This window comes from Streptomyces sp. TOM-9 (assembly GCF_056858595.1).
Window position 1 is genome coordinate 5,341,058 of sequence record NZ_JBXEQB010000001.1, and the last position, 16,443, is coordinate 5,357,500.

Sequence of the window (16,443 nt, forward strand, 5' to 3'; positions counted from 1 at the left end):
CATGAGACTCGGTGTCCTCGACGTGGGTTCGAATACCGTCCACCTTCTGGTCATGGACGCGCACCCCGGCGCGCGTCCGCTCCCCGCCTACTCCCACAAGGCCGAGCTGCGGCTGGCGGAGCTGCTGGACGAGGACGGTGCGATCCGCGAGGACGGCGTGCGGCGGCTGGTCGCCCAGGTCGCAGAGGCCCTGGTCGTCGCCGAGGACAAGGGCGTCGAGGACGTCCTGCCCTTCGCCACCAGCGCGGTGCGCGAGGCCGCCAACGGCGAACAGGTGCTCGCCCGGGTCGCCGCCGAGACCGGGGTCGCCCTGACCGTGCTGTCCGGGGAGGACGAGGCACGGCTCACCTTCCTCGCCGCCCGCCGCTGGTTCGGCTGGTCCGCCGGCCGGCTGCTCATGCTGGACATCGGCGGCGGCTCCCTGGAGGTCGCCTACGGCATGGACGAGGACCCGGACGCCGCGGTCTCCCTGCCGCTCGGCGCCGGCCGGCTCACCAGCGGCTGGCTCCCCGGCGACCCGCCCACCTCCGAGGACGTGCGCGGCCTGCGCAAGCACGTGCGCGCCGAGATCGCCCGCACCGTGGCGGAGTTCAGCCGGCTCGGCGGGCCCGACCACGTGGTGGGCACCTCCAAGACCTTCAAGCAGCTGGCCCGGATCGCGGGCGCGGCCCGCTCCGCCGAGGGCCTGTACGTGCAGCGAACGCTGAGCCGCAAGGCGCTGGCGGAGTGGGTGCCGCGGCTGGCCGCCATGACGGAGGGCGCCCGCCGGAACCTCCCGGGCGTGTCGGAGGGCCGGGCCCGCCAGCTGCTGGCCGGGGCGCTGGTCGCGGACGCGGCGATGGACCTGTTCGGGGTCACCGAGCTGGAGGTCTGCCCGTGGGCGCTGCGCGAGGGCGTCATCCTGCGGCGCCTCGACCTGATGACGAGCGACCGGGGCTGAGCGCGGCGCACGGCGTACCGCCGCCGTGCGTGCGCCGCGGCGCCCCGCGTGTCGATCGCGTCACGTCGGCCGGGTGCGATGTGCCGTCGGGCCGACCGGCCGCCGTACGCTGTTCCCCGTGGCAGCCCCTGACCCTGTGGACCCGAACGGACACACCGTGCGCGTACCGGACGCGAAGGTCGCGCTGTCCACGGCCTCGGTCTACCCCGAGTCCACGGCGACGGCCTTCGAGATCGCGGCCCGGCTGGGCTACGACGGCGTCGAGGTGATGGTGTGGACCGACCCGGTCAGCCAGGACATCGAGGCGCTGCGCCGCCTGTCGGACTACCACGGCATCCCGATCCTGGCGGTGCACGCCCCCTGCCTGCTGATCACCCAGCGCGTGTGGTCGACCGACCCCTGGGTGAAGCTGCAGCGGGCCCAGGCGGCGGCGGAGAAGCTGGGCGCCTCGACCGTGGTCGTCCACCCGCCGTTCCGCTGGCAGCGCAGCTACGCGCGGGAGTTCGTCACCGGCATCTGGCGGATGGCGAACGAGACCGACGTCCGGTTCGCCGTCGAGAACATGTACCCGTGGCGCTACCGCGACCGGGAGATGCTCGCCTACGCCCCCGACTGGGACCCCACCAAGGACGACTACCGGCACTTCACCATCGACCTCTCGCACACCTCCACCGCCAGGACCGGGACGCTGGAGATGCTCGACCGCATGGGCGACCGGCTCGGTCACGTCCACCTGGCCGACGGCAGCGGCTCCGGCAAGGACGAGCACCTGGTGCCCGGACGCGGCAACCAGCCCTGCGCGGAGGTGCTGGAGGGCCTGGCCTCGCGGGGCTTCGACGGCCATGTGGTGATCGAGGTGAACACCCGGCGCGCGATGTCGGCCGCCGAGCGCGAGGCGGACCTCGCCGAGGCGCTGGCCTTCACCCGGCTGCACCTCGCCGCGGCCGCGCGGGTGCGCTGATGGCTCCCGGGGACGGGACCGGCAGGCGCGGCCGCGGCCGCCCCGCCGGGAGCCGCTCGGGCACCGCCGAGACCCGCGAGCTGATCCTCGCCGCGGCCCGGCAGGAGTTCTCCGCCCGCGGCTACGACAAGACCTCGATCCGCTCCATCGCCAAGTCCGCGGGCGTGGACCCGGCGCTGGTGCACCACTACTTCGGGGCGAAGGAGCAGGTCTTCGAAGCCTCCATCGAGTTGAGCTTCGAGGCCGCCTTCGGCGTCCCCGACGTCCTGGCGACCGGCCCCGAGGGCGTCGGCGAGCGGCTGGCCCGCTTCTTCGTCGCCATCTGGGAGAACCCGGTCTCCCGCGCCCCCATGCTGGCGATCGTCCGCTCCGCCGTGACCAACGACACCGCCGCGGGCGTGCTGCGCGGCATCGTCCTGCGGCGGCTGCTGGAGCGCGTCGCGTCGGAGCTGAAGGTCCCCGACCCCCGGCTCCGCGCGGAACTCGCGGGCGCCCAGATGATCGGCATCGTGATGATGCGCTACGTCATCAAGCTCGAGCCGCTGGCGTCGGCGGACATGGAGGACGTCATCGCCCTCATCGCGCCGACTCTCCAGCGCTACCTGACCGATCCGGGGCCCGTTACGGGGTGAGCCGCCCGCAGGGCGGATGGGTCGACAATGGGGGAGAGCGCCCTGTCGCCGGCCCGCTGCGGACCCGTCGTGTCCGGTACCGGATCGCCATCCACACCGTGGACTCGCCGTCCGCAATACGGACACACCGCCGCGTACCACGACCGGGGGCGTACGCTCGAAGGCTCCGAGATGGAAACGTAGGGAGTGGTCCCCGTGCCCGAGCTGAGGTCCCGCACAGTCACCCACGGCCGCAACATGGCGGGCGCCCGCGCCCTCATGCGCGCTTCGGGCGTAGCGAGCGAGGACATCGGCAAGCCGATCATCGCGGTGGCCAACAGCTTCACGGAGTTCGTGCCCGGGCACACCCACCTGCAGCCCGTCGGCCGCATCGTCAGCGAGGCGATCAAGGCCGCGGGCGCCGTGCCGCGCGAGTTCAACACGATCGCCGTCGACGACGGCATCGCCATGGGCCACGGCGGCATGCTCTACTCGCTGCCCTCCCGCGACCTGATCGCCGACTCCGTCGAGTACATGGTCGAGGCGCACTGCGCCGACGCGCTGATCTGCATCTCCAACTGCGACAAGATCACCCCGGGCATGCTGATGGCCGCCCTGCGCCTCAACATCCCCACCGTCTTCGTCTCCGGCGGCCCCATGGAGGCCGGCCGTGCCACCCTCGTCGACGGCACCGTCCGCACCCTCGACCTGATCGACGCGATCGCCGACGCCGTCAACGACAAGATCTCCGACGAGGACATCCTCCGCATCGAGGAGAACGCCTGTCCCACCTGCGGCTCGTGTTCCGGCATGTTCACCGCCAACTCGATGAACTGCCTCACCGAGGCGATGGGCCTGTCGCTGCCCGGCAACGGCTCGGTCCTGGCCACCCACACCGCCCGCAAGGCGCTGTACGAGGACGCCGGCCGCACGGTCGTCGACATCACCCGGCGCTACTACGAGCAGGACGACGAGTCCGTGCTGCCGCGCTCGATCGCCACCTTCGAGGCCTTCGAGAACGCCATGGCCCTCGACATCGCCATGGGCGGCTCCACCAACACGATCCTCCACCTGCTGGCCGCGGCCCAGGAGGCGGAGGTCCCCTTCGGCCTCACCGACATCGACGCCGTCTCCCGGCGCGTGCCGTGCCTGGCCAAGGTCGCGCCCAACGTCGCGAAGAGCCGCACGTACTACATGGAGGACGTGCACCGGGCCGGCGGCATCCCCGCCCTGCTGGGCGAACTCCACCGGGCCGGCCTGCTCAACGAGGACGTCCACTCCGTCCACTCCCCGTCGCTCGCCGACTGGCTCAAGACCTGGGACGTGCGCGGCGGCTCCCCCTCCGCCGAGGCCGAGGAACTCTGGCACGCCGCCCCCGGCTGCGTCCGCTCCGCCGAGGCCTTCTCCCAGTCCGAGCGCTGGGAGGCCCTCGACCTCGACGCCGCCGAGGGCTGCATCCGCTCCGCCGAGCACGCCTACTCCAAGGACGGCGGCCTGGCCGTGCTCCACGGCAACCTCGCCGTCGACGGCAGCGTGGTGAAGACCGCCGGCGTCGACGAGTCCATCTGGACCTTCGAGGGCCCGGCCGTGGTCTGCGAGTCCCAGGAGGAGGCCGTCGACAAGATCCTCCGCAAGGAGGTCAAGGAGGGTGACGTCGTCGTCATCCGCTACGAGGGGCCCAAGGGCGGTCCCGGCATGCAGGAGATGCTCTACCCCACCTCCTTCCTCAAGGGCCGCGGCCTCGGCAAGGCCTGCGCCCTCGTCACCGACGGCCGCTTCTCCGGCGGCACCTCGGGCCTGTCCATCGGCCACGCCTCCCCCGAAGCGGCGTCCGGCGGCACGATCGCGCTGGTCCAGGACGGCGACCGCATCCGCATCGACATCCCCGGCCGCAGCATCGAACTCCTCGTCCCGGAGGAGGAACTGGCCGCCCGCCGCGCCGCCCTCGGCGGCGTCTACGCCCCCAAGGACCGCGACCGCAAGGTCTCCCTCGCCCTCAAGGCGTACGCCGCGATGGCCACCAGCGCCGACAAGGGCGCCGTCCGCGACGTCACGAAGCTCGAGGGCTGACCCCGGCCCCGGCCCCGCCGTCGTGCCCGGGACCCCTTCCGCCGATCCCCACGATCACCAGCGGGAGGGGTCCTTCGCGTCCACGGCGAACACACTGCCGTCCGGCGCGGATGCGAACACCTTCCCGTCGGCGACGACGGGGGAGGGCGGGGCCCCCGTGGTGACACTGGAGTCCGCATCGGGCCGCGGCTCGGTCTGGCCCAGCAGTGCGCCGCGCGCGGTGTCGATCGCCAGCAACCGTCCGTCCGCAGCCGTCAGGAACACGCGGTCACCCGCGAGAACGGGCCGCGAGGCCTCGGTCACCGACGTCTGAACGCGCCACTGCTGCGCGGCCGTCGGCTCGATGTCCCGGCGCCTGGTGTCGACCGCGACGAGAGCGCCTCCGTACTCGAGCAGGAAAACGGTGTCCCCGCGTATCGCTGCCTGTACCCCCACCATGGGAACGACGAGCCGTACACGACGCTCCGACCAGTCGGTGGTGTCGATGCGCACGATCCAGGCGGCGCGGGAGAACCCGTCGGCTGCGGTCAGGAAAAGGTGGTGCCCGGAAACCCCGATGGGGCTGAGATCCCCGTCGAACCGGTGCTTGCGTCGGACGGTTCCGTTTTCCAGGTCGATCGCAGCCACGGTCGTGTGCTTGCCGTCGCCGGACATGGCGTAGGCCGTGCCGGAGCCGTCGTACTCCGCGAAGACCGGAAGCGATTGGCCCTTCAGTCTGGTGTGCCAGCGCTCGCGGCCCGTCGTTCCGTCCACCGCGGTGACCTCGGCACTCTTGCTCACCAAGAGGACCGTCGTGCCCAGGCTGTAGTAGGCGCCCTGGTAAGCGGAGATGTCCAGTGTCCACCGGGTTCGGCCTGTGGATGTCTCCAGCGCGGACAACCTGTTGCCGTCCTTGCTCGTGACGCGCAGGACACCGCCTGCCGCCACCGGGGCACTCGACATGGCGTCGGTTTCCCTGTCCGGGCTGCGGACCGACCACTGCAGGACGCCGCTTCCGGGATTGATCCTTGCCGCTGCGACACCGCGCTGACTGCAGTACAGGGCTCCGACCGCGTACGAGCAGGCGGCGGTGTCACTGGGCCGCTCGTCGCTGCGGAGAACGGTGGTCCAGGGACGGAACCCGCTAGTCGACGGGGCTCCCCGGTCGCGGGCGCTCGCTGTGTCCCCCTGACCCTGGTGCTGGACGCCCCATACGGTTGCCGTTCCCACGGCAAGCAGCGTCGAGACGGCCACGACAAGGCGCCGAGTGCGCCACCAGGAGGCGGTCGTCGGTCCTTTCTCGGGTCGTCGCAGGGGAGAATCCGACCCGGACGCCCCTATGACGACTTCCGCGCCCGACGGTCGTCGAGGAGTCGGAATCAGGCCTTCCGCGTCGGTGTCGATGTCGAAGGCGCTGAAGGTCTGTGTGTCGTAGGAAGCCGAGATCGACCTCAGCTCCGTCATCAGCGCATCGGGCGTCGGACGGTCGTCCGGGTCCTTCGCGAGACATCGTTCGATCAGCGGTCGGAGATCCGCTGGGACCCCATCCAACTGCGGCTCGTCGTGAACCACTTGGTAGGCGACGATGTAAGGACTGTCGGAGTCGAACGGGCTGCGCCCCGTTGCCGCATGCACGAGCACACTGGCCATCGCGAAGACATCGGCGGCCGACCCCACCGCTCGTGGCCTGCGGAACTGCTCAGGTGCCATGAACGGGGGCGTCCCGATGAGCTTGCCGGTCTCGGTCCGCAGGTCACTGTCCGACGGCCGTGAGATGCCGAAGTCGATCACCTTGGGACCGTCCACGGCCAGAAGCACATTGCTCGGCTTCAGGTCGCGATGGACCACGCCCGCCCGGTGGATGTCCCGCAACGCCTCCGCGAGGCCGGCCACCAGGTACCGCAGTTGGGCCGGCGAGACGGGCCCGTTCCGCTTCACGAACTCGGCGAGCGTCGGCCCGGGTATGTAGAGCGTGGCCATCCACGGCCGCTCGGCATCGGGATCGGCGTCCACGACGGACGCGGTGAAGGCCCCGCTCACCCGTCTGGCGGCGGCGACCTCCTGCCGGAAACGTGCCCTGAACTCGGGGTCCTTGGCGAACTCCTCGTGCACGACCTTGACGGCGAGTCGCATGCCCGAGGTGGAGCGCGACAGATGCACCACGCCCATGCCGCCGGAGCCGAGCCGGCTCTCGAGTCGGTACTGCCCCGCGTATTGCGGATGTTCCGCTTCCGGGTCGGTCCCGGGTCCCCGCAGTGGCGGCATGCCCCACCCCCGTGTGTTCGTCCGCAGCCGCAACTCGGTGAGCCTAGTGGATCCCCGTAACGGCGGCGGTTCGGATTGCTAGCCTGCACCTAACAGAGCGTGAACCGTTACGGGGGGACCCAGTGGCCGAGAAAAATCTCGACGATTCGGCAGAAGCCGCGCGATCGACCGCGGCATCCGGCCTCGTGTACTACTCGGTGGCTCCGGGCTGCCGCCTCAACGTTCGCACGGGTCCTGGCACCGGCCACCAGATCGTCAAGGTCCTTCCTTATGACGTCAAGGTGCCGATCATCTGCCAGACCCCGGGTACGACGGTCGACGGCTACTACGGGACCTCCAACATCTGGGACCGGATCGCTCCTGGCCAGTACGTTTCCGACGCCTATGTGCACACCGGTAGTGACGGGTATGTGGCGGGGCGCTGCGGATGAGCGCCGTCCTTCGGTCACGGAGTGCGTTGGGCAAGGGCAGGAACAGGCGTGCGGTACTGACGGCCGGCGCGGCCACGATGGCCGGCGTCGTCCTCCTGGTCCTCGGGGGAGCGGGTGGCGCCGCCGCGGCATCGGCCGACGTCGTCACCTACCCGGTCGCGCCGGACGTGCGTCTCAACGTCCGGAACGGACCCGGAACGGGCTATCAGATCGTGAAGGTCCTGCCCTACGACGTGCGTGTCCCCATCTACTGCCAGGCCAACGGCGAGACGGTCAGCGGCTACTACGGGACGTCGAACATCTGGGACCGGATCGGTCCCGGCCAGTACGTCTCCGACACGTACGTGCACACCGGCAGCGACGGGTACGTCGCGGCGCACTGCGGATGAGCGTCCGCGGTTCTTCATCCATCAGGAGGGCATGTTGAGCGAGGGCAAGAGCAGGCGCGGGTTACTCCTCTCCGGCGCGGCCGCCTTGACCGGGGCGGCTTTTCCCGTACTCGGGGGCGCCGGCGATGCCGCGGCTGCCCCGGCTTCGGCCTCAGGCGATCTCATCTACTACTCGGTCGCGCCGGACGTGCGCCTCAACGTCCGCTCAGGGCCGGGCACCGGCTACCACATCGTGAAGGTCCTGCCCTACGACGCCAAGGTGCCGATCTTCTGCCAGACCCCGGGTACGACGGAGAGCGGCTACTACGGCACCTCGAACATCTGGGATTGCATCGGCACCAACCAGTACGTCTCCGACACCTACGTGCACACCGGCAGCGACGGGTATGTCGCGTCGCGCTGCAGCTGACGCATCAACATCTCGTCAAGCCCATGCCTTGGATGCGTCTCGTGGGAGGAACGTGTTGAGCAAGAACAGAAGCAGGCGCGCCGCACTGGCGGCCGGCGCGGCCGCGATGGCCGGGGCGGTGTTCCTCGTGCTGGGGAGTGCCGCCGAAGCCGTGGCGGCTCCCACTCTCGTGTACTACCCGGTCGCCCCCGACGTACGGCTCAACGTCCGTACCGGCCCCGGTACGAACTACCAGATCGTCAGGCTCCTGCCCTATGACGTCCAGGTGCCGATCTTCTGCCAGACCCCGGGTGAGACGGTCAGCGGCTACTACGGGACGAGCAACATCTGGGACCGGATCGGCCCGGACCAGTACGTCTCCGACACCTACGTGCACACCGGCAGCGACGGGTACGTCGCCGGAAGGTGCGTCTGACCGAGCCCACGCGGTGGGTCGCGCCCGCGTCCCACGGGGAAGGACAACCCCCATGACCACACACCCGGCCCACCGCGTGCTCGCCCAGTCGTTCGACACCGTCGCCGCGCAGTACGCCGCGGCCCGCCCCGGTTACCCGGAAGAGCTGTTCGACGCCGTCGAGGAGATCAGCGGCCGTCCCTTCGCCGGGGCCGCGGTCCTGGACGTGGGGGCCGGGACGGGGATCGCCACGGCGCTGCTGCGGGCGCGCGGGGCGCACGTGACGGCCGTGGAGCCCGGGGCGGGGATGGCCGCGCAGTTGCGGGCCGGGCAGCCGGACGTGCCGCTCGTACGCGGGGACGGGGACGCCCTGCCGTTCGCGTCCGGGGTGGCGGACTTCGTGACGTACGCCCAGGCGTGGCACTGGACGGACGCGGCCAAGTCCTCCCCCGAGGCGGCACGGGTGCTGCGGCCGGGCGGTGCGCTCGCGCTGTGGTGGAACGTGCCGGGCATGGGCGTCGCCTGGGTGCGGGAGCAGGAGGAGCGGCTGGCCCGTGCGGTCCCCCGCTACCACGAGAACGGCCTGACGGGGACGGCGGAGGACATCCTCCGTTCGCTCGGCTCCCGCCTGGGGATGCGCACCGAGACCCGAGTCCTGCACTGGACGCGCACCGTCGCGCTGGACACGCACCTCACGATGCTCGGCAGCCGTTCCTACTTCGCCGTGCTCGCCCCGGACACCGCCCGCCGCATCCTCGACGACGAGCGGCGCGCGCTGCTGGCGCTCTTCCCGGACGGTCACGTGGTCGAGCCCTACAAGGTCGACCTCACGGTGGCGGTCAAGGACTGACGGTCAGGGCCCGGCAGCCGGCCCTAGCCGGCCCGCCGCCTCCCGGCCACCGAACCGACGACACCGACCACGGCCGCGACGAGGACCCCTCGCCACAGGCCGTCCCAGAGGCTGCCGAAGAAGCCCTCGGAGGTCAGGATCTGGCGCATCACGACGTCGGTGACGAGCAGCATCCCCGCCGGGACCAGCGCGACGCGCCAAGGGTGGGCGGCCGCCCAGCGGCGTATGCGGCGGTCGGCGCGCGGGCCGCGCCCGGTCACCGCGCCGGCGCCGCCGACGAGGAAGAAGAGCATCAGTGCGACGGACACGGCGCCGGCGACGACGCCGAGCCCGAAGTCGCCGCTCAGGGCGGAGGCGGCGAGGGAGACCCCGCCGCCGATCGCGCCGACCGCCGCCGCCGGGCGCCAGGGGCCGAGGGTGGCCGAGGCCACCGCGAGCTGCCGCTTCTCGGCTCCGGTCACGTCCCGGGATACATCGGTAGAACGCCTCATACGGCCACGGTCACTCCGCTCCGCTCCCGAAGCCATAGGGGATGACCCTGAGACGGCCCGGAACCGTGGGTCAGGGGCGGCGCCCCGTCCCGCCCGGTCCCGGGCCGTCGCGTCACACGGGTGCGCCTTGCACCCGGACGGGCGTCACCCCCTCCTCGTTGTGCCGCTCGGCCCAGCCGAGCAGGGCCATGCCGCAGGCGTGGTCGAGGTGCCGCAGCCGGCGCAGGTCGAGTTCCATCGGGCGGTCACGGGGCAGCGCCTCCAGTTGCTCCAGCAGCTTGGGCAGCCGCAGGAAGGTGGCGTTGCCCAGCACGCGGACGACGATCGGGCCCTCGCCCTTGTCGTGGATCTCCACATGCGTCTGCGAGGTCTCCCAGGCCGCCTTGACCACGGCCGTGAGCAGCCCGACGAGGACCCCCTCGAACATGTTGGTGGCCACGATCGCCGTCGCGGTCACCACCAGGACGACGGCCTCGCCCCGGTGCGCGCGCCACAGCGGGACGAGCTCCTTCACCGGTACGAGCTTCCAGCCCGCGTGCACCAGCACACCCGCCAGCGCCGCCACCGGGATCACCCCCAGGGCGCCGGGGATCAGCGCGGCGAACAGCAGCAGCCACACGCCGTGCAGCACGCGTGCCGCCTTCGTACGGGCGCCCGCCTGCACGTTGGCCGCGCTGCGGACGATCACCGCGGTCATCGGCAGGGCCCCGAGCGCCCCGCAGACGGCGTTGCCCGCGCCCTGCGCGATGAGTTCCTTGTCGTACTCCGTGCGCGGCCCGTCGTGCAGCCGGTCCACCGCGGCGGCGCTGAACAGGCTCTCGGCGGAGGCGATCAGCGTGAAGGCCAGCACGGTGCCGATCATGGACAGGCTCGCCAGCCCCGCGAACTGCCCGGCACCCGGCGGCTGGACGACGTCGAGCAGTCCCGCCACCTCGACGCGCTGGACCGGCAGGCCGAACAGCACGGCCGTGCCCGTGGCCAGCGCGACCGCGGCCAGTTGCCCCGGCAGCAGCCGCGCGGCACGCGGGATGCGGGGCCACAGCACGAGGACCGCGATGGTGCCGCCGCCGACGGCGAGCGCGGTGAGCGCCGTGGGCGAGGCGACGGTGCCCGCGACCAGTCCCGGTAATCCGGCGATCTTCGCGACGCCGCCTGCCGGTGCCGCGGTGTCGGTGAGCGCGTAGACCTGTCCGGCGATCAGCACCAGGCCGATGCCGGCCAGCATGCCCTGGACGACGGCGACGGAGATGGCCCGGAACCAGCGGCCGAGCCGGAGCACGCCCATGGCGAGTTGCAGTCCGCCCGCGCAGAGCACGAGCACGCCCAGTGAGGGCAGTCCGAACTCCTGGACCGCCTCGTAGACCAGGACGGTGAGTCCGGCGGCCGGGCCGGACACCTGGAGGCTGCTGCCGGGGAGCAGTCCGGTCACGATCCCGCCGACGATGCCGGTGACCAGGCCGAGTTCGGCCGGCACCCCCGAGGCGACGGCCACGCCCACGCACAGCGGCAGGGCGACGAGGAAGACGACGAGGGAGGCGGTGACGTCGGCGCGCAGCGACTGCGGGCGGGGCAGTCGCGACGCGGCGCGCATGAGGCGGCTCACCGCGCGGGGGCGGGGGTGAGGGAGCCGCGGACGGGCCGGAGGGGCCGGACGGCTGGTGGGGGGAGGGCGGAACAAGAGATGGGGGATGGGGGGATGAAGGTCTTCACGCGGGTGTCCTCCATTGCGCCCCGGCGCCGGCGTGGGCGGGGGCGTACGTGGTCGAGCAGTGTGGGGGGACGGTTCTCCCGGACCGCGGGCGCCGCGTACGAGTGCATGTGCGTGCACGTGGACGCGCGGGCGCCGGCGCGGGCCCGGGCCGGGTGGGGCCCGGGCCGCGGGCGACGACCGCGGTCAGGAGGGAAGGGCAGGCGGCAGGCCGTGCCTCAGCAGCGGAACGCGCCGAGGGCGATCGGTAGTTCTCCGGATCTGGAGAGGGGTACCGCCTGCCGGGCGGTCCGCGGCGCCGTCACGGCGGCGGACACCTGGGCGCCTTCCGCCGGGACCGTCTCATCGGTCCCGGTGCCGCCCCGTGGTGCCGGTGCCGGTGCCGGGACGCTCACGCTCCCGGGCAGCACCAGGCGTATGCCGTTGCTCCCGTGCCTGCGTGCCAGGCAGTTCCGGGTATCGGGCTCCACGCGCGCCACCGTCGTGCCCGCGCCGCGGCCGGAGACGGGAACGGGCTCGGCGGCGGCGCAGCCTATCGCCGCGAACAGGGAGAGCAGCAGTGCCGCCATGACGGCGACAGCACGCGCAACTCCCTTGGCCGATACCACAGGTGCCCCCGTTCCGATGCGTAGCCGCCCTCCATTTTGCGCAGACAGCCGCTCCATTTTGCAAGCTCTTTAAGCAAACGGAGTGTAAATGATCCGTCACTCAAACGGATGCATCCGCTGCTCCTTGACGCCCCGAGGCGCTCCGGAGCATTATTCACCGCATGATGAATAAAGCCGAGGAGCCCGGAGAACCGGGCCCCGGACCCGCCGTGCACGCCTCCGGGCTCACCGTCGTCCGCGGCGGCCGCACCGTCCTGGACGCCCTGGAGTTCACCGTCCCCCGTGGCGAGATCACCGGCCTGCTCGGCCCCAGCGGCTGCGGCAAGTCGACCCTCATGCGCGCCGTCGTCGGCACCCAGGCGGCCGTCACCGGCACCCTCGACGTCCTCGGCCTGCCCGCCGGCCACCGCGACCTGCGCCCCCGCATCGGCTACGTGACCCAGGCCGCCTCCGTCTACCTCGACCTGACCGTCCGCCAGAACCTCGAGTACTTCGCCGCCGTCCTCGGCGGCGACGCCCCCGACCACGTCGAACGCGCCATCGCCGACGTCGACCTGGCCTCCCACGCCACCGCCCTCGCCGGCAACCTCTCGGGCGGACAACTGGGCCGGGTGTCCCTCGCCGTGGCGCTCCTCGGCACCCCCGAACTGCTCGTGCTCGACGAACCCACCGTCGGCCTCGACCCCGTCCTGCGCCGCGACCTGTGGGAGCTCTTCCACCGCCTCGCCGCCGAACGGGGCGCCACCCTCCTCGTCTCCAGCCACGTCATGGACGAGGCCGAGCGCTGCCACCGGCTGCTGCTCATGCGCGAGGGCCGCATCCTCGCCCAGGGCGCCCCCGACGAGCTGCGCGCAGGCACCGGCGCCCCCACCGTCGAGGACGCCTTCCTCCGCCTCGTCGACGAGGCCGCCGGGAAGCTCCCCCACCAGGCCGAGGAGCCCGTCCGATGAACACGCGCCGCACCCTCGCCACCGCCCGCCGCGTACTGCTGCAACTGCGCCACGACCCGCGCACCATCGCCCTGATGGTCGTCGTGCCCTGCGTCCTGCTCACCCTGCTGTCCTGGGTCTACGACGCCAGCCCGCGCACCTTCGACACCGTCGGCGCCTCGCTGCTGGGCATCTTCCCGCTCATCACGATGTTCCTGGTCACCTCGATCGCGACGCTGCGCGAACGCACCTCCGGCACCCTGGAACGCCTGCTGTCCATGCCGCTCGGCAAGGGCGACCTGCTGGCCGGGTACGCCCTCGCCTTCGGCGCCATCGCCGTCGTCCAGGCCGCCCTCGCCACCGGGCTCGCCGTCCTCGCGCTCGGCCTCGACGTCACCGGCTCCGCCTGGCTGCTGCTCCTGGTCGCCCTCGCCGACGCCTGCCTGGGCACCGCCCTCGGACTCTTCGTCAGCGCCTTCGCCGCCAGCGAGTTCCAGGCCGTGCAGTTCATGCCCGCCGTGCTGCTGCCGCAGATCCTGCTCTGCGGACTGCTCATGCCGCGCGACCGGATGCAGCCGGTGCTGGAGGCCATCTCCCACGTCCTGCCCATGTCGTACGCCGTCGACGGCATGCAGGAGGTCCTCACCCACACCGGCGTCACCGGTGACTTCGTCCGCGACATCGCCGTCGTCGCCGGCAGCGCCGCGCTCGCACTCGCCCTCGGCGCGGCCACGCTCCGCCGCCGTACGGCCTGATCCCCCAGGGTGACCGCACCGTGGACGGCACGGCCTCCGGGCCGCCCACGGTGCGAGGATGACCCCTATGACGCAGAAAGTCGCGGTGCTCGGCACCGGCAAGATCGGCGAGGCCCTTCTGTCGGGCATGCTCCGTGCCGGCCGGCAGCCGGAGAACCTCCTCGTGACCGCCCGCCGCCCGGCGCGCGCGCAGGAGCTGCACGCCCGCTACGGCGTCGAATCGGTCTCCAACGAGGAGGCGGCCAAGACCGCCGACACCCTCATCCTGGCCGTGAAGCCGCAGGACATGTCGGCCCTCCTGGAGGAGCTCGCCCCGCACGTCGCCGCCGACCGGCTGATCATCAGCGCCGCGGCCGGCGTCCCGACCTCCTTCTTCGAGGAGCGCCTCGCGGACGGCATCGCGGTCGTCCGCGTCATGCCCAACACCCCCGTCCTGGTCGACGAGGGCATGTCCGTCATCTCCGGCGGCAGCCACGCCGCCGAGGAGCACCTGCTGCGCACCGAGGAGATCTTCCAGCCGGTCGGCAAGACCCTGCGCATCCCCGAGTACCAGCAGGACGCCGCCACCGCCCTCTCCGGCTCCGGACCCGCGTACTTCTACTACCTGGTCGAGGCCATGACCGACGCCGGCATCCTCCTCGGCCTGCCGCGCGCCCAGGCCCACGACCTGATCGTGCAGTCCGCGATCGGCGCCGCCGTGATGCTCCGCGACAGCGGCGAGCACCCCGTCAAGCTCCGCGAGGCCGTCACCTCCCCGGCCGGCACCACCATCAACGCCATCCGGGAACTGGAGAAGCACGGCGTGCGCCACGCCCTGATCGCCGCCCTGGAAGCCGCCCGCGACCGCAGCCGCGAGCTCGCCTCCGGCAACGGCTGACCGACCGGCCGGCCGGGGTCAGCGGGCCCCGGCCGCCGTCGGCACGTCCTCAGCCCGGCGGCAGCAGCCCGATCGCCCGGTAGGCCGCGTCCACCGTCGGCCGGGCCAGGCCCCGCGCCCGCTCGGCACCGTCCCTGAGCACCCCGTCCACGTAGCCGGGGTCGGCCACCAGCTCCGCGTGCCGTTCCCACAGCGGCCGCAGTTCCTCGACGACGGCCTCGGCGGTGTCCTTCTTCAGGGCGCCGTACGAGTCGTACCCCGCCGCGAGGTCCTGGGGCGCCCGGCCCGTGCACGCCGACAGGATCTCCAGCAGGTTCGCCACCCCCGGCCGCTCCTGCGGGTCGTACGCCACGTCCTGCCCGCTGTCCGTCACCGCCCGCAGCACCTTCCTGCGGACGACGTCGGGCTCGTCGAGCAGGTAGACGATCCCCGGGCCGGTGTCCTCCGACTTCCCCATCTTCGACCCCGGGTCCTGCAGGTTCATCACCCGCGCCGCCACCTGCGGCAGCACCGCACGGGGGACGGTGAACACATGCCCGTAACGGTGGTTGAACCGCACCGCCAGATCCCGCGTCAGCTCCACGTGCTGCGCCTGGTCATCCCCGACGGGCACCTCGTCCGCCCCGTAGGCCAGGATGTCCGCCGCCATCAGCACGGGGTACGTCAGCAACGACAGCCGCACACTGCCGCCCCGCCGCTGCTCCCTGGCCGCCTTCTCCTTGTACTGGACCATCCTGCGCATCTCCCCGTCCGTGGCGGTGCATTCGAGGAGGTACGCCAGGCGGGCGTGCTCGTCCACATGGCTCTGCACGAAGAGCGTGCAGACCTGCGGGTCGAGGCCGGCGGCCAGCAGGAGCGTCGCCGCCTGGCGGCTCAGCCGCCGCACCCGCGCCGGATCGTGCTCGACGGTGAGCGCGTGCAGGTCCACGACGCAGAACAGCGACTCGGCCCGGTGCTGGTCCACAGCCGCCCACTGCCGCACGGCGCCCAGGTAGTTGCCCAGGGTCAGGTGTCCCGTCGGCTTGATCCCGCTGAAGACCCTCGTCATCGCTGTTCCTCCCGGCTGTGGGACCACCGCGGTCGGCGAGCCGGAGCAGAAACACGGACGGCCGCCGAAGCGGCGGCCGTTGGATGCATGCGCTGAGCGTCGGCCGCCGTCAGGCGGCCCACCACAGGTACGAGTGCGCATGCTCGGTCATGCCCCGAAGGTAACGCGCAAACCTGTTGACGGCCACAGGTTTGAAGCACCCCGGGGCGTGGTGTAGTGTTCTCAAGCTGCCTCGGACGGGTCACCTTCCAGAGGTGGCCACTCAAGCCGCCCAGCGGCAAACCACTACTGCACGACTTCCCCTCGGGGATGATTTTGGCATGCCGAAATCAGATCCGAATGGCTCGATTATGAACCGCCGGGGAAATCCGCTAACGTGGTGGACACGCCGGAAGGCGCGAAACGAAAAACCCCGCTCCAATAGGGGGCCGGAAACGAAGAGCGGAAACGCGAAACGGATCTGGTAAGGTTGGAGACAACGAAGGGAAAGCCCGGAGGGGCCGGTGAAACGGTCTCGAAGGAAGCTTCCGTTCCTTGAGAACTCAACAGCGTGCCAAAAGTCAACGCCAGATATGTTGATACCCCGTCCATCTCGGACGAGGTTCCTTTGTAGAAAACACAGCGAGGACGCTGGGCACGTCGGGATTATTCCTCCCGATGGTGCCGCTCTCGTGAAGACATTCACGGAGAGTTTGATCCTGGCTCAGGACGAACGCTGGCGGCGTGCT

Annotated in this window: 17 protein-coding genes and 1 rRNA gene (1 of these 18 running past the window's edge); 13 read left to right on the forward strand and 5 right to left on the reverse strand. The window is 71.6% G+C overall.

Annotated elements, in window-relative coordinates; all coding sequences use genetic code 11:
* Nucleotide 1: 1 nt before the first annotated feature.
* The 4 genes from AC1VWI_RS24920 (at nucleotide 2) to ilvD (ending at nucleotide 4,582) form a co-directional block, all read left to right on the forward strand.
* Entirely contained in the window at nucleotides 2–940 is a 939-nt protein-coding gene (locus AC1VWI_RS24920; RefSeq protein WP_499513242.1) for a Ppx/GppA family phosphatase, read from the forward strand.
* A 157-nt stretch (nucleotides 941–1,097) separates the two neighbouring features.
* Nucleotides 1,098–1,901: a sugar phosphate isomerase/epimerase family protein gene (locus AC1VWI_RS24925; protein ID WP_499516903.1), complete on the forward strand. Its 804-nt coding sequence runs from the start codon at nucleotides 1,098–1,100 to the stop codon at nucleotides 1,899–1,901.
* Entirely contained in the window at nucleotides 1,901–2,533 is a 633-nt protein-coding gene (locus tag AC1VWI_RS24930; RefSeq protein ID WP_499513243.1) for a TetR/AcrR family transcriptional regulator, read from the forward strand. The genes AC1VWI_RS24925 and AC1VWI_RS24930 overlap by 1 nt, the downstream gene beginning before the upstream one ends.
* 195 nt (nucleotides 2,534–2,728) lie before the next feature.
* Nucleotides 2,729–4,582 (forward strand): dihydroxy-acid dehydratase, encoded by a 1,854-nt coding sequence (ilvD, locus tag AC1VWI_RS24935; protein WP_499513244.1) that lies wholly within the window; start codon nucleotides 2,729–2,731, stop codon nucleotides 4,580–4,582.
* 54 nt (nucleotides 4,583–4,636) lie between these two features.
* Here the strand turns inward: ilvD and AC1VWI_RS24940 are convergent, their stop codons facing one another.
* The gene (locus AC1VWI_RS24940) at nucleotides 4,637–6,826 is read right to left on the reverse strand and encodes a serine/threonine-protein kinase (protein WP_499513245.1); all 2,190 of its coding nucleotides are present in this window, start codon (nucleotides 6,824–6,826) and stop codon (nucleotides 4,637–4,639) included.
* A 122-nt stretch (nucleotides 6,827–6,948) separates the two neighbouring features.
* On the opposite strand from AC1VWI_RS24940, the gene AC1VWI_RS24945 reads away from it, so the two are divergent.
* The 5 genes from AC1VWI_RS24945 to AC1VWI_RS24965 all read left to right on the forward strand — a co-directional run bounded on the left by AC1VWI_RS24945 (nucleotide 6,949) and on the right by AC1VWI_RS24965 (nucleotide 9,299).
* Nucleotides 6,949–7,257 (forward strand): SH3 domain-containing protein, encoded by a 309-nt coding sequence (locus AC1VWI_RS24945; protein ID WP_499513246.1) that lies wholly within the window; start codon nucleotides 6,949–6,951, stop codon nucleotides 7,255–7,257.
* Nucleotides 7,258–7,334: 77 nt separating this feature from the next.
* A complete protein-coding gene (locus tag AC1VWI_RS24950; RefSeq protein WP_499516904.1) occupies nucleotides 7,335–7,646 on the forward strand; it encodes an SH3 domain-containing protein in 312 nt (103 codons plus the stop codon).
* A gap of 31 nt (nucleotides 7,647–7,677) precedes the next feature.
* Complete coding sequence (locus tag AC1VWI_RS24955; RefSeq protein WP_499513247.1) at nucleotides 7,678–8,055, forward strand: SH3 domain-containing protein; 378 nt, start codon at nucleotides 7,678–7,680, stop codon at nucleotides 8,053–8,055.
* 106 nt (nucleotides 8,056–8,161) lie between these two features.
* Nucleotides 8,162–8,470: an SH3 domain-containing protein gene (locus tag AC1VWI_RS24960; RefSeq protein ID WP_499516905.1), complete on the forward strand. Its 309-nt coding sequence runs from the start codon at nucleotides 8,162–8,164 to the stop codon at nucleotides 8,468–8,470.
* 52 nt (nucleotides 8,471–8,522) lie between these two features.
* Entirely contained in the window at nucleotides 8,523–9,299 is a 777-nt protein-coding gene (locus AC1VWI_RS24965; protein ID WP_499513248.1) for a class I SAM-dependent methyltransferase, read from the forward strand.
* Nucleotides 9,300–9,322: 23 nt separating this feature from the next.
* On the opposite strand, the gene AC1VWI_RS24970 is transcribed toward AC1VWI_RS24965, so the two are convergent.
* The 3 genes from AC1VWI_RS24970 to AC1VWI_RS24980 form a co-directional block, all read right to left on the reverse strand.
* Nucleotides 9,323–9,790, reverse strand: a complete 468-nt coding sequence (locus AC1VWI_RS24970) for a hypothetical protein (protein ID WP_499513249.1) — start codon at nucleotides 9,788–9,790, stop codon at nucleotides 9,323–9,325.
* 112 nt (nucleotides 9,791–9,902) lie between these two features.
* Entirely contained in the window at nucleotides 9,903–11,381 is a 1,479-nt protein-coding gene (locus AC1VWI_RS24975; protein ID WP_499513250.1) for a SulP family inorganic anion transporter, read from the reverse strand.
* A gap of 335 nt (nucleotides 11,382–11,716) precedes the next feature.
* On the reverse strand, nucleotides 11,717–12,067 hold the full coding sequence (locus AC1VWI_RS24980) for a hypothetical protein (RefSeq protein ID WP_499513251.1): 351 nt from the start codon (nucleotides 12,065–12,067) through the stop codon (nucleotides 11,717–11,719).
* 200 nt (nucleotides 12,068–12,267) lie between these two features.
* Between AC1VWI_RS24980 and AC1VWI_RS24985 the strand changes: the two genes are divergently transcribed.
* The 3 genes from AC1VWI_RS24985 (at nucleotide 12,268) to proC (ending at nucleotide 14,667) form a co-directional block, all read left to right on the forward strand.
* Nucleotides 12,268–13,056 (forward strand): ABC transporter ATP-binding protein, encoded by a 789-nt coding sequence (locus AC1VWI_RS24985; RefSeq protein ID WP_499513252.1) that lies wholly within the window; start codon nucleotides 12,268–12,270, stop codon nucleotides 13,054–13,056.
* A complete protein-coding gene (locus AC1VWI_RS24990) occupies nucleotides 13,053–13,790 on the forward strand; it encodes an ABC transporter permease (protein ID WP_499513253.1) in 738 nt (245 codons plus the stop codon). Before AC1VWI_RS24985 ends, AC1VWI_RS24990 begins: the two co-directional genes overlap by 4 nt.
* A 67-nt stretch (nucleotides 13,791–13,857) precedes the next feature.
* A complete protein-coding gene (gene proC, locus AC1VWI_RS24995) occupies nucleotides 13,858–14,667 on the forward strand; it encodes a pyrroline-5-carboxylate reductase (RefSeq protein ID WP_499513254.1) in 810 nt (269 codons plus the stop codon).
* A 49-nt stretch (nucleotides 14,668–14,716) separates the two neighbouring features.
* On the opposite strand, the gene trpS is transcribed toward proC, so the two are convergent.
* A complete protein-coding gene (gene trpS / locus AC1VWI_RS25000) occupies nucleotides 14,717–15,715 on the reverse strand; it encodes a tryptophan--tRNA ligase (protein WP_499513255.1) in 999 nt (332 codons plus the stop codon).
* Nucleotides 15,716–16,395: 680 nt separating this feature from the next.
* Here trpS and AC1VWI_RS25005 point away from each other — a divergent pair.
* Nucleotides 16,396–16,443, forward strand: a 16S ribosomal RNA gene (locus tag AC1VWI_RS25005); it runs 1,471 nt beyond the window's last position.